Origin of the sequence: Pseudoalteromonas sp. UCD-33C, from assembly GCF_001306895.1 — a bacterium.
Classification (GTDB): domain Bacteria; phylum Pseudomonadota; class Gammaproteobacteria; order Enterobacterales; family Alteromonadaceae; genus Pseudoalteromonas.
In genome coordinates this window covers 144739-158583 of the sequence record NZ_LJTB01000007.1, presented here as the reverse complement: position 1 = coordinate 158583, position 13845 = coordinate 144739, and the positions used below count along the sequence as shown (strand labels likewise).

10 protein-coding genes are annotated in these 13845 nt (G+C 42.8%); 6 read left to right on the top strand and 4 right to left on the bottom strand.

The genetic code is table 11. The features are described 5' to 3' along the window. Positions 1-35 precede the first annotated feature (35 nt). Positions 36-2900 carry an FAD-binding and (Fe-S)-binding domain-containing protein gene (locus AOG26_RS14585; RefSeq protein WP_054563166.1) on the bottom strand — a complete coding sequence of 955 codons (2865 nt, stop codon included), beginning with the start codon at positions 2898-2900 and terminating at the stop codon, positions 36-38. Positions 2901-3250: 350 nt separating this feature from the next. Here AOG26_RS14585 and AOG26_RS14580 point away from each other — a divergent pair, with 350 nt between their 5' ends. The 5 genes from AOG26_RS14580 to AOG26_RS14560 are packed head-to-tail and all read left to right on the top strand — an operon-like array spanning position 3251 to position 8351. After that, positions 3251-5059 carry a glycoside hydrolase family 3 protein gene (locus AOG26_RS14580; RefSeq protein WP_054563165.1) on the top strand — a complete coding sequence of 603 codons (1809 nt, stop codon included), beginning with the start codon at positions 3251-3253 and terminating at the stop codon, positions 5057-5059. 48 nt (positions 5060-5107) lie between these two features. Next, positions 5108-5905 carry a putative hydro-lyase gene (locus AOG26_RS14575; protein ID WP_054563164.1) on the top strand — a complete coding sequence of 266 codons (798 nt, stop codon included), beginning with the start codon at positions 5108-5110 and terminating at the stop codon, positions 5903-5905. Positions 5906-5911: 6 nt separating this feature from the next. Further along, positions 5912-6643 carry a 5-oxoprolinase subunit PxpA gene (locus AOG26_RS14570; RefSeq protein ID WP_054563189.1) on the top strand — a complete coding sequence of 244 codons (732 nt, stop codon included), beginning with the start codon at positions 5912-5914 and terminating at the stop codon, positions 6641-6643. Then, positions 6628-7491, top strand: coding sequence for a glutamate cyclase domain-containing protein (locus AOG26_RS14565; RefSeq protein WP_054563163.1), 864 nt, complete (start codon positions 6628-6630; stop codon positions 7489-7491). Before AOG26_RS14570 ends, AOG26_RS14565 begins: the two co-directional genes overlap by 16 nt. Before the next feature lie 2 nt (positions 7492-7493). Next, entirely contained in the window at positions 7494-8351 is an 858-nt protein-coding gene (locus AOG26_RS14560) for an aminotransferase class IV (RefSeq protein ID WP_054563162.1), read from the top strand. A 48-nt stretch (positions 8352-8399) separates the two neighbouring features. Here AOG26_RS14560 and AOG26_RS14555 read toward each other — a convergent pair whose 3' ends face one another. From AOG26_RS14555 to AOG26_RS14545, 3 genes are all read right to left on the bottom strand, one after another. After that, on the bottom strand, positions 8400-9380 hold the full coding sequence (locus tag AOG26_RS14555; RefSeq protein ID WP_054563161.1) for a WD40 repeat domain-containing protein: 981 nt from the start codon (positions 9378-9380) through the stop codon (positions 8400-8402). Between the two features lie 266 nt (positions 9381-9646). Then, complete coding sequence (locus tag AOG26_RS14550; protein ID WP_054563160.1) at positions 9647-10102, bottom strand: hypothetical protein; 456 nt, start codon at positions 10100-10102, stop codon at positions 9647-9649. A 337-nt stretch (positions 10103-10439) separates the two neighbouring features. Further along, positions 10440-10817: a VOC family protein gene (locus tag AOG26_RS14545; RefSeq protein ID WP_054563159.1), complete on the bottom strand. Its 378-nt coding sequence runs from the start codon at positions 10815-10817 to the stop codon at positions 10440-10442. A 162-nt stretch (positions 10818-10979) separates the two neighbouring features. Here AOG26_RS14545 and AOG26_RS14540 point away from each other — a divergent pair, with 162 nt between their 5' ends. Next, entirely contained in the window at positions 10980-13001 is a 2022-nt protein-coding gene (locus tag AOG26_RS14540) for a S9 family peptidase (protein ID WP_054563158.1), read from the top strand. The last annotated feature ends 844 nt before the right edge of the window (positions 13002-13845 follow it).

The window sequence follows — 13845 nt, the reverse complement described above, 5'->3', positions numbered from 1 at the left end:
AGCAACTGGCTCATCAAATTAGCAATTAAGCCCTGTTATATTGCATGGCTTTGCTTATCGAGTAGATACAAAATTGACTGGTAGCTAATGCCACTGTGTTCAGTTAAACCAATTTCGCAACTACGGCTATTAGACACGCCACGACTACAGTTTTTTGGTACTTGTTGTTTAAGGGTTTTTAACGCGTTGCCATTGAGCGCTGGCAAGTTAAAACCCTTATCACCGGCAAAACCACAGCACTCAATATCAGCTGGAATAATCACCTCATTACTACATGCCTTGGCAAGTGATACTAGGCTTTGCTCTTTACCTAATCGCTTAGAACTACAAGTAACATGGAGCATTACCGGCTCATTCACTGGCGTTACTTGTAAATTAGGCAGTAAATGCTGGGCTGCAAAATCAGCACTTTCAAAAATTGTGAGTGCCGTATTTTGCGCGGCATTTAGAGTAGTAAGCGCACAAGGGCTGGCATCAAAAACAATGGGGTATTGGCCATTATTTGAAAGCCCCCAAAGCTCAGTAAGTAACTGCTCACTTTTGTTTTCAGACTCTTTATTAAAGCCTTTGCTAGCAAATGGCATACCGCAACAAAGTGAATCTGCTTGTGTCGGAAGTATCACTTCATAGCCTGCTTTGGCAGCGAGAGAATAGATAACATCAAGTAGTGGGCGCTTATCATCAGCAAGTTTATCGGCCGCAAAAATTCGGCTTGCGCAGCTTGGCATATACACCAATTTTTTCTCTTGTTGGGGCTGTTGAAGCTTTCTATTAATTGGCTGCTCAGCCCTTGGCCACGCCGAGTAATACAGCGGTGTACCAAGCAACTTATTCGCAGGTTTACTCAGGCTTTTAAGGTTATAACTACCAATTGCTTTTTCGAGCACCTGTATTACGGATAAGCCAAACCGTGCCCCTGTAGCAACAACCGCAAAATGCTTGCTAGCAAAGCGTGATAATGACCGCGAAACCTTGTTTGATGAGACTTGTTCTGCTCTGAGTGATTTTATAAATTCGCCCGTGTTTATCCCCACTGGGCATTTAAGACCACAAAGACCCGTTGCCGCGCACGAATCAATACCAAGGTATTTAAAGTCAGCCTCAATAACACTGAGCTTTTGATTTAACTTCTGTTTGCTTGCTACATCTTCGGTTGTAAGTAATTGATTGTGCAACTCTGTGCGGTGTCGCCATAAAGTAATACGCTGCCTCGGTGTTAAGGTAAGCCCTTTTGATGGGCAAACAACTTCGCAAAAGCCACATTCAATACAGGTATCGATAATATCATCACTTTTTGGCATGACTTTTAAATGCTGAGTGTGAGCATTTTTGTCGTGATTAATAATAACCCCAGGGTTAAGAATATTTTGTTTATCGAATAAGGCTTTAAGCGCAACCATCACCGCAAAGCCATCGTCTCCCCATTCGGTAGCAACAAACGGCGCCATGTTACGCCCAGTGCCATGCTCAGCTTTTAATGACCCTTTTAGTTCAACCGCCACTAAGTTCGCCACATCAGCCATAAATTGTTCGTATCGGCTTACTTGCTCTGGTGTATCAAAAGCTTGGGTGAATACAAAATGCAGATTTCCGGCAAGCGCATGCCCAAAAATAATGGCTTCATCATAACCATATTTAATAAATAATTGATGCAGCGCATTCACGCCCTCAGCTAATTTATCAAGAGCAAAGGCAACATCTTCAATAATTACAGTGGTGCCAGTTTCGCGCACTGCGCCAACCGCAGGAAAGGTGCCCTTACGGATATTCCAAAGTGCCGCATTACGGGCGCTGTCTGCTGAAAACTCAATCGCTGCCAGTTGACTTTGCTTAAACTCAGCAAGAAGTTGCTCGGTGACCTTTGTGAGCGCATCGAGAGCCTGAGCATTTTCAGCTCTTAACTCAATTAGCAGTGCCGCTGATTGCTCAGGGTAGCTGGCCACTTCTTTTGGCATTATAGCGTGCTCAGACACCGACATCAGAGCACGTTTATCGAGTAGTTCAACGGCCGCAACATCAAGCTCACTAAGCCTTTGTACCAGCTCACACACCTTGCTGATATCGTCAAAAATAAAGAAACCTGTGTGTTTGTACTTATGCTCAACCACGGTGTGGTAGGTGATATCGGCGATAAAAGCTAACGTACCCTCAGAGCCAATAATGAGGTGCTTAATGATTTCGATTGGATCAGAAAAATCCAGCAGTGCATTTAAACCATAGCCCGTGGTATTTTTTAAACGGTATTTATGGGCGATACGCTCACTCAAATCGAGGTTTTGCTTTACGCTATCAACCAGGTTCATTAGCTCATCAACCCAAGGGCTATGACTTTGCAAAAAGGCATTACAGCTTTGGCTATCAGCCGTATTAAGCACTGTGCCATCGGCAAAAATGAGGGTCATATCTTTTACTGTATGGTAGCTGTTTTGCGCTACCCCACAACACATGCCCGATGAATTATTTGCCGCCATTCCGGCTATTTTGCAGCTATTAATTGAAGCGGGATCAGGGCCAATTTTTTTACCAAACGGGGCTAATACTTGATTTACTCGAGCACCGATGATTGCCGGTTGTAAGCGTATTGCCTCAGCGTCATCAAGGATTTCAAACTTGCTCCAACTATCGCAAAGTAAAACCAATACCGAGTCGGTAATTGCTTGCCCAGATAAACTCGTTCCAGCGGCGCGAAATGTGATGGGTACGTGTTGTTCGTTGGCGGCAATGATCACTTGCCTTGCTTGATTTTGATTGCTAACTAATACAATTAATTCAGGGATTAATCGATAAAAGCTGGCGTCTGTTCCGTACGCATAGCGGCGCGAGTAATCTTCTATTAATGCTGACTCTGGTAAAAAAGGTTTAATTTGCTGTTTAAATGCGTGTAATCGAGTTAAAGCCATCTCGCCCCCAGGCTTGTCATATTTACGCTGATGATTATGGAATATATTATTACTTTAAATTGTACTAAAAAGCGACCCATTAAATTGATAAATTATCAACTTGCCACGCTTTTAATAAGCATAAAGGTTTGGTTATTTAAGCCTGTTAGCCCTATTTGGTGATCTAACTTAGCTTTTTGCAGTCGAACTCAAAAACCGCTAGGGTAGCAAAAAAATACTGTATTTATATTTAAAAACCCATTAACATCAAGAATAATTTATTCTAAAAACTAAATAAGCGTTTTGCTTTGGAGCTTGCTGTGTTAAATAAGTTTGCACTATCGTCACTGGTTATCGGATTAGGATGTTTCATGCCATTACAATCATCATTTGCTGAGTCTGCATTAACTTTAAAACAACAGTTAGGGCAAAAGCTCATGCTTGACCTACGTTATTACTGCGAGCAAGACCCGGGTGAACAAAAATGCCGTACACCGGTGACAGAGCTGCCAGCCGATTTAGCGAATATCATCACTAAACATAATATTGGTGGGGTGATTTTATTTGCAGAAAATATCGATACCGTGCCGCAAGTGATCAAACTTAATAATGACCTACAAAAAGCCGCTGCTAAGTCAGAGTTAGGCTTACCGCTGTTTATTTCGATAGACCAAGAAGGTGGCCGAGTTGCCCGAATTCCTCGTGATGTTGGTACGTCGTTTACCGGTAACATGTCGATTGGCGCAACCTATAAAGAACATGGTACCCACTTCGCGACTGAGTCTGCCCGCATCATTGCCGACGAGCTATTGGCACTGGGTGTTAATGTTAACTATGCCCCGACGGTCGATGTAAACATGAACCCGGATAACCCGGTTATTAACGTGCGTTCTTACGGTGAAGATCCGCAATTGGTTGCAAAACTGGGCGGTGCCCAAGTGGCAGGGTTTGAAAACAACGGCGTTATTTCGTCGTTAAAGCACTTTCCGGGGCATGGCGATACCAATGTAGATAGCCACACAGGCCTGCCAAAAGTAATGCATGATAAAGAAACCATTTGGCAGCAAGATCTCCCCCCTTTTAAAGAAATTATTAAAAACCAACAACCGGGTATGATCATGACGGCCCATATCCAATACCCTGCCCTCGACGACAGCACGTTTGTTAGTAAAGAAGGCAAAACCATGATCAAACCTGCAACGATGTCGCGCAAAATCATCACCGACTTATTACGTGATGAACTCGGTTATCAAGGTGTGGTGATCACAGATGCCCTCGATATGGCGGGGATCAGCCACTTTTTTGAACCAATTGAAGCGGTAGTAAATACCTTTGCAGCGGGTGTTGATATTGCCCTGATGCCAATCGAAATCAGAAGCCCTAAAGACTTAGCAGTACTTGAGGCTCTGATTGAGCGATTAGAGCAAGAAGTACAACGTGGCACGTTAAATGCCAACGAAATGAGTGCTTCTGCAACACGCATTTTAAAACTTAAAGAAAAGTTTAAACTTACCTCTTCACTTGATGACGAAGCAGCCATCAAAAAAGCGCAGCTTTTACTCGGTGATCAAAGCCATAGAAAAGTAGAAGCCGAATTAGCATTAGCTGCTATCACCGAGGTGAAAAACGAGAAAAACACCCTACCGCTTAACATTAAATCGGGCAGCAAAGTGCATATTATTATGCCTGATACCCGCAAGTGCTATGCTTTGCAGCAGGCGTTAATTGATAACACCGATAAGCTAATCAGCTTTAGCTGCACAAGTTTGCAAGGCTATGAGCCGCTTGCAACATTAAAAGAAATTAACGAAGCCGACATAATCATTGCCGCTAATGCGTCACCAAAACAAAGTGCTGTTGAAGTTGGCGGGATGGATGATTTAGCTGATAACCCTGAGTTTGCAATTGCTAAATCCGATCAATCAGCGGCATTAGAATCATTGCTAAAACAAGCAAAATTAGCTCATAAAAAGACCGTATTTGTAAGCTTGCGTGCCCCTTACGATATTGCCCAATTTGGAAAATTTGGCGATGCTGTACTTGCCACCTATGCTTACAATATAGATGTAGATACAGATGAAAAGATTGCTGGCCCTGCATTTACAGCGCTGGCAAACGTTTTACTAGGGAAAGCCCCTGCTAAAGGGCAGCTGCCCGTTACTATTAATGACCTGAACTGAGTGTTATTGTAGCAACAATGGGCAAGTGTTAATTTCAAGGAGAGTCACATGCAAAAAAATGCATCTTTAACCACTCCAGCGGCTATTCGTAAAATGGTACGCGAGGGTGACTACACTGGCAATACATCGGGCTTTGCACCGGGCTTTGTGCAAGCTAATTTAGTGATTTTACCTAAACAATACGCGTTTGATTTTTTGCAGTTTAGCCAAGCAAACCCGAAAGCTTGCCCAATCATTGCAACTAGCCGCATACCGGGCGTTACCGATATGCCAACGGTTGGTGAAGACATTGATATTCGTAGCGACTTACCTCGTTACCGCATCTTTAAACATGGCCAAATGGTTGAAGAAGTGACCGATATTTCGAGTCACTGGCGCGACGATTTAGTCACCTTTTTAATTGGTTGCTCGTTCTCATTTGAAGAAGCGCTGATTGCCGCGGGTCTTGAGATCAGAAATATCAGCGAGCAAAAAAATGTGCCTATGTATGTGACCAATATGGCTTGTCAGAGTGCGGGGATTTTCCACGCCAATATGGTTGTGAGTATGCGCCCAATGAAACCTGCCGATGCCATTCGTGCCATCCAAATTTGCAGCCGTTTTCCAAGTGTACATGGTGCACCAGTGCATTTTGGCGACCCTGCAGCAATTGGCATTAAAGATATCAACAAACCTGAGTTTGGTGATGCGGTGACCATTAAAGAAGGCGAAGTGCCCGTATTTTGGGCCTGTGGTGTGACTCCACAAGTTGCAATTGCCAACGCGGCACCTGATTTTTGCATCACGCATAGCCCAGGGCATATGCTGATCACCGATATTCCAAATAGTAAAATGGCAGCGTTATAAATGACGATGAAACTAAACTGTGACCTTGGCGAAAGCTTTGGCATGTGGAAAATGGGCTTAGACGAGCAAGTTATGCCACATATTGATATGGCAAATATTGCTTGTGGCTTTCATGCTGGCGATGCCGATGTGATGGCAAACACCCTAGCCCTCGCCAAGCAACACAAAGTAATGGTTGGCGCGCACCCAAGTTACCCGGATAAGCAAGGCTTTGGTCGCCGCTCAATGGCAATGAGCGAAAAAGAGCTGACCAATTGCCTGCATTATCAAATTGCTGCAATTGATGGTATGGCTGCAGTACATGGTTTAACGCTTGAATACGTTAAGCCACATGGCGCATTGTATAACGACATGATGAGTGACGAACAAACGCTGAATATTGTTATGCGCGCAGTGGCAAGTTATGCAAAGCCATTAAAGTTGATGATTTTAGCTACCAACCAAGCAGCCAAACACAAAGTACAAGCAAAAGAGCTTGAACTAGAACTCATTTTAGAAGCGTTTGCCGACCGCCAATACACAGACGAAGGTAAACTTGTTGCACGTTCTTTAGCGGGCAGCGTACACGACAAACCGGCGTTAATGGACCAGGTAAAACAGTTAATTGCACATGGCACAGTTACAACGCGAAGTGGTCAGCAACTGGCACTTAATGCTGACAGCCTGTGTGTACATGGCGATAATGAAGCGGGTATTGCGCTCATTCAAGAGATCAAAGCACTATGTCAGCAAGTCTAAGCGACGCAGCGCTAAGCCAACAAATTGAAACCATGATGGTTGAACAAAACCCGCGTGGTATGCAGCATTTATACGAAAAACAACTAACGGGGACGTATTTACGCGCAGCAAAATACCTTTATAAAGCACAAGGCACTGTGTTGATAGGTACTGGCTTTGCGGTCAACAATACCTTCGAAACCGATGGTCCGGTTGGTGCAATTGCACTTTACAAGGTGCTCGAAAAGCTTGGTAAACAGCCTATTTTGGTTACTGGCAACCCCCTTTACAGTGCCCTAAAAAATGACTTTAACTGTTTTGAGTTACCAATTAATAGCATTGATAATGCGCATACTTTTAGCATTAAAGCCCTTGCGCAGCTAAAGCCTGATTGTGTTTTATCAATAGAACGCCCGGGGCTTAACGAGCATCAGCGTTATTATAATATGCGCGGTATTGATATTTCGGAGCATTGCGGCTGCTTTGATTTTTTTGTGACAGAAGCACCTTGCCCCACCATAGCGATTGGTGATGGCGGTAACGAAATAGGCATGGGTAACCTTGCACAGCATATGCAAGCGCTAAACATCACTCCTTGTTTAACAACCTGTGATGAGCTGTTACTCGCCGATGTATCTAACTGGGCAGCATACGGACTCATTGCCTTTTTAAGTCGCTGGCATAACACCGATTTGCTGGCTGATATTGAGCCACTCAACATTTTGCATTACCTAAGTGAGCGCGGTAGTGTCGATGGCGTCACCCATAAAAATGAGCTCACGGAAGACGGCCTGCATGCTATGCATGGTCAACAATTAATAACTCGGCTTCGCCAACTTGGCGGCTTTACGACAGAGAATGAGGTTTAACTATGGGCACGGTATACCTAAACGGTGAATACCTTGGCGCTGATGAAGCAAAGATTTCACCAATGGATCGCGGCTTCTTATTTGGCGATGGCATCTATGAAGTGATCCCATCATACCAAGGTAAAATGCTAGGCTTTGGCGCACATATTGAACGTATGAATAACGGTTTAAACGAGCTTGAAATTAAGCTCGATTACAGTGCCGATACATGGCGTAAAATCTGTAATGATTTATGCGAGAAAAACCAAGGTGACAACTTGGGGATTTATTTGCACGTGAGCCGCGGCGCCGACACTAAACGTGCCCACGGTTACCCAACTAATATTACCCCGACCGTATTCGCGTTTGCTTTTGAAATTCCAGCAGAGCCAAAAGGCGATATCGACAATGCAACAACTTACACTGTATCGCTTGAGCAAGACCGTCGCTGGCAACGCTGCCATATTAAATCAACGGCACTGCTTGGCAACGTGATCCATTATCAACATGGCGCAGCAGCGGGTAATAAAGAAACCATTCTATTTAACCGCTTAGAAGAAATTACCGAAGCTAGTTCAAGTAACGTGTTTATTGTTAAAGATGGTGTGATCAGTACGCCACCACTTGATAACCAAATTTTACCGGGGATCACCCGCTGGTTAATCCTCAATATTCTTCACATTTACAGTGACTTTAAAGTGCAAGAGCGCATTATTAGTAAAGATGAGTTACTTGATGCCGACGAAGTATGGATCACCAGCGCCACTAAAGAAGTTGGCCCAGTTGTAAAAGTAAATGGCAAGTTAGTTGGCGATGGTAAGCCTGGTGCAGTTTGGCAACAAGTGCAACGCTTGTTTACCAAGCATAAGTTTGATTACTAATTTAATCGTACTCAAAACAAACGCCTACTCAGAGTAGGCGTTTTTGTTTTAGCTTTTATTTGCTTTATAAGGCCAAGCTTGCAATAGGCCGTCACTGGTTTCTGAATATAGTTGCTTACCATCGTAAGCCACACTTAGTACTGACGTACGTTGGCGCTGTTGTTTAGCTTCGTATTCAGCGATTAATTCACCATCTGCAACGCGATATAAACGCATCTTCATTTTTGGTGAGCCCGTTAATAGCCATTTATCTTGATTGATAAATTGCGATGCAGTGAATTCAATAAAGTTAGAGTATGAGGCCACTTCTGATAGCTCTTTTTGATTGGCTAAATCAAAAAATACACGATCATCAACCGAGTCAATTGCAAAGCCCAAGCTTGCTGTTTTATTTAAAGTAACGTGATTCACTCTAGTCGCTAAACGCTCTTCAAAGCGAGTGCTACCATCACTTGTTGACCAAAGCTTAACGTACTTGTCGCTTGAGCCGGTAAACGCCCACTGACCATCAGCCGATAACGCCACGCTATTAATATCTAAACGATGAATATCAAAACGCTTAGTATCACCTGTGCGGGTGTTTATCACCTCAGCCTTGCCGCTACGATAAGCAATAACCAACGTATCGCCTACGGCTGAAATAGCGATGTCTCTAGCGATTTCTTGCCCGGTAAGCCAAGTACCAATACTACGCCCAGTGCGAGTATCGTATAAAGTCACCGATAATCGATTTGAAATGAAAAAACGAGATTTGTTAGCGCTAAAGCCCACAAGCTCAACATGTTCAGCGCCCTGCCCTGTTATACAATCGTATAAACGCGCTTTTAACTGATTATCCCAAACGCACACCTCAGATTGGGTTGCCACTAACGCATGACTAGCATCCTCGGTTAGCGCCGTGGCACTTAGTAGCTCATTGCCATGGGCAAACTCACTACTAGCAGGGGCAGTAAACACCTCACCTCCACCACAGCCCACAAGGCTCAGTGCAAATACACAAGAAAGGGATTTAAGCAGTTTCGACGTCATGATAATTCTCAATTTTTATAATTATTTTGTATAGAAGCAGTGTAATGAAAATAAGCGGAAGTTGGTAGGGGAACTAGCTGTCAGCTTTCAGCCGTCAGCCATCAGTTTTTGTAGGCGTGAAATTTACTTCGCGCGACTTTTTGCGAGTTGTAGGTCGTGCTTTAGCGCGTTTTCTAAAAAGTTCGCTTTGCTTACCATGAGATCTATTGTTCTAGTTAGTGTTTGAAACAGATTCACAATTAACAGTCGATTTTTTTGATGTTTCTCTAATCAGGTGAAAACTCAAAAGCAATGACTACTTCGTTATATTTTAGCTGACTTAAAGTATTAGTAAAAAGTTCTAAATCATCCTCAGTCCCTTTAATTAACGTTACATCATTTTTACTTAAAAAGATCAGTGTTTTAGAAAATAAAAATGCCATACATTCAAAACGAATAGAATTTGAACCAGCCTCCTGGAATGGGCAAAATTGATTAAATATCTTAGCCCCATAAACACCATTTTCATTTTTAGCGTTTAGCCAATCAAAATTTGCACAAATGCACCAAAACTTAGCAACTTTCTTTATTTCAACTGATTCAGCCCCTAAAATTAATGCACCCTCTGCTATATTTGCAGAAATAACTTTTGGACAAGGTCCATTAGTACCAAAATACAAATTGCTTCTCTGAATAACATGCTCTTGCCAACTTAATGATTTGATATCACTCTGCTTATACATCAACCCACCTCTTTGTTAATAAACACATGATATATATCCCAGTGCTCTGCTATTTGTTTCTAGCCCATTATATACGGCCCCAGCTCTTCAGGTATCGAGTTTAAAATATCGAATAAAGGACTTGGCTTACTGAATGTAGAATAGAAGTTGCCAGATATTACACGATGTTACTGGCACGCCATGTAAGCATAGAGCCAAAGTAAAGTTAAGAGTTACTCGGCATAAAGCTACATAAGCTAGGCCCTGTTTCCTAGAGCCTAGCGCCTATTCACTTTACTCTTTCTAACTTTACTCTTTCTAACTTTACTCTTTCTAACTTTCCCCTTGCTAACTTTCTTTACCCATGCGTAAAACAAAACACATTAAGTTTATTACCGTCTAGGTCTCTAAAGTATCCCGCATAAAAGCCGGGCATTTCACGTGGGCCGGGAGCGCCTTCGTCTGTGCCACCTAGTTCTATGGCTTTTTTATAAAAAGCATCTACTTGGGCTGGAGTTTCGACTGCTAGAGCAATCATAGTGCCGTTACCCACTGTAGCTTTTTCATCGTTATAAGGTTTGGTAACCGCAAAACCGGGCTTATCTTGACCTGTGCTCCATGCCACAAAGCGGTCAGTTTCTAAAAAGCGCTCGGCGTTTAGAGTGGCGAACAATTCATCGTAATACTTTACTGCTTTAGCTAGGTTGTTAGTGCCTAACATGATGTAACCTATCATTGTGTGCTCCTTACGTTTAAAAGTGTCTGTACTCAACATAAAAGGGAAATGACCATCTGTCTATTGATTTCTCCATTCATCGCAATGGACTATATTTCTGATGGTTGTTACTTTATAACAGGTTAACACGCCCTAATTACTGCTCACTAACAAGGAAATAAAATGAAGTTTAAAACGTCTTTAGCACTGCTTGCAGCAGCTAGCTTTTACAGCCATGCAGGAGCTAGCAATACCTTTCAACTTGAAAATGTTTTTGATCTTGAATATGCCAACCAAATAGAAATGACAAAAAATGGCGATACAATTTACTTTGTGCGTAATCGCATGGATATCAAAAGCGACCGTAAAGTCAGCAATATTTGGTCAGTAAACCCAGATGGTAAAACCATGCTCCCGCTAACGTCTGGCGTGCATATGGATTACTCTCCTGTATTGTCACCAGATGAAACTCGTTTAGCGTTTATTTCTACCCGAGATGGTAGCAGCCAAATCTATGTAAAATGGTTAAAAACCGGTAACGTAGCAAAAATTAGTAACTTAACGCAAAGCCCTGGCGGATTAACTTGGACGCCAGATGGTAAACAATTGGTGTTTAGCCAGTTTGTGCCTGCAAAATCAGCAAGCCCAGTGTCTTTACCGGGTAAGCCTGAAGGCGCTAAGTGGGCAGAGCCAGCTAAATATATTGACGATACCTATTACCGTGCCGATGGCGGTGGCTACTCTGAAAAAGGTTATCGTCACTTTTTTATCATCAGTGCAACGGGCGGCAATGCACGTCAATTAAGCGCTGGTGATTTTGATCATGGTGGTGCTATTAGCTTTAACGAACAAGGCGATGCGTTTTATTTTTCGGCTAATCGTTATGAAGATAATGAATTACACCCAACTGAATCTGAAATCTATAAACTTAGCTTAGCGGATCGTTCAATTACCCAAATAACAGACCGTAAAGGCCCAGATTCACGTCCTAAAGTCTCTCCAAATGGTCGTTACCTGGCATACACAGGCTATGACGACAAAAAGACTAACTATGAAAACAGCGACATTTATTTACTTGATTTAAAATCAGGTAAAACCTCAGTACTCACTGCTGATTTAGACCGCAGTGTCGAAAGCATTAAATGGGATGATAGCGGCAGAGGTCTTTATTTTAGCTACGATAGCGAAGGCAAAACACACTTAGCTTACCAGCCACGTAGTGGTAAACATAAAGTGATTACCTCAGAGATTGGTAGTGTTGCCTTTGGGCGCCCATATTCAGGTGGTGACTTTGATGTGAGCGAAGATGGTGAAGTTGCATTCACACTCGCAGATACCCAGCGTCCAGCTGATGTAGCATTAATTAAGCGCGGTAAAACCGCACGTTTAACGCAATTAAACGAAGATGCGCTGGGTGACAAAGAGCTGGCTAAGGTTGAAGAAATTTGGGTTAAATCAAGCCACGACGGTTTGGCTATTCAAGGTTGGATTGCTTACCCACCGGGTTTTGATAAAAACAAAAAGTACCCACTTGTTTTAGAGATCCACGGCGGTCCTGTTGCAAACTACGGTCCTCACTTTAGCCCTGAAGTACAATTATACGCAGCCAAAGGTAATGTTGTACTTTATATGAACCCGCGCGGCAGTGACTCATACGGCAAAGAGTTTGCGCAAACAATTCATCATAACTACCCAAGTAATGACTTTGATGACTTGATGACAGGTGTTGATGCTGTCATCAATAAGGGCTTTATTGACGAGAGTAAGTTGTTTGTTACCGGCGGTTCAGGTGGCGGTGTTTTAACTGCATGGATTGTGGGTCATACAGACCGCTTTGCAGCAGCTGTTGTTGCTAAACCTGTTATCAATTGGATCAGCTTTGTACTAACTGCTGACTTCTACCCTTTCTTTGCTGACTATTGGTTCCCAGGTAAACCATGGGACAATATTGAACATTATATGAAGCGCTCACCTATTAGCTATGTGGGCAATGTAAAAACACCAACTATGCTGTTAACCGGTGAATCAGACTATCGTACGCCGATTTCTGAAACCGAGCAGTTTTACCAAGCGTTAAAGCTACAAGGTGTTGATACAGCGATGGTGCGTATTCCTAATGCCTCACATGGTATTACCGCGCGCCCATCAAACCTGATGACCAAAGTAGCCTATATTCAATGGTGGTTTGATAAACATAGTAAGTAGTTGCGAGTTGCGAGTTGCGAGTTGCGAGTTGCGAGTTGCGAGTTGCGAGTTGCGAGTTGCGAGCAATAGTTTAGGTGCGGCTTTATGCCGCGCCATACACAAAACATAAAATAGTTTCACGCTTACCTGTAGCAGCGGCTTTATGCCGCGTCATTTAGTAAAACTATAACGCGGGGTAAACCCGCTGCTACTTTCCCCTTTCTAACTTTCCCCTTTCTAACTTTCCCCTTTCTAACTTTCCCCTTTCTAACTTTCCCCTTTCTAACTTTCCCCTTTCTAACTTTCCCCTTTCTAACTTTCCCCTCGCTAACTTTACTCTTGCTAACTTCTTCCCCTGTAAACCCCCTTTACAGTCAAAATGTGAGTAACTCCTTACATACATTTTTCAAATATCGGACATTAATCCAAAAGCAGTTAGTAAAAAATCGGTTTATAGCCAAAATCAGTAACTTGAGTTAGTAAAAAATCGGTTTGTGCCGCTAAAAACCTAGCTTCAGTTAGTAAAATTTTGGTTTGTGAGGATGTTGAGTTGGTAAAAAATCGGTTTATAGCTTGGGTGAGTTAATAAAAAATCGGTTTGTAAATCACAATATTTTACAAAACAGCATTAAATTGCCGTTTATATGACCTAATTTTAGCCATTCTAGAGGCTGTGCTCTGCCAATAAGCCCTAAATTAAGGCTTATAACACGAAGGTAGTTAAATCCTGATCTAAAATCCTTAGGCTGGTAAATGCGTGATCTGTATTTTTATAAAGCTAGTAAATGGCTGATCCAAGACTTGGTTAAAGAGTGATCCGAGGTGCGAGATGCGAACTGCGAGATGCGAGATGCGAACTGCGAGG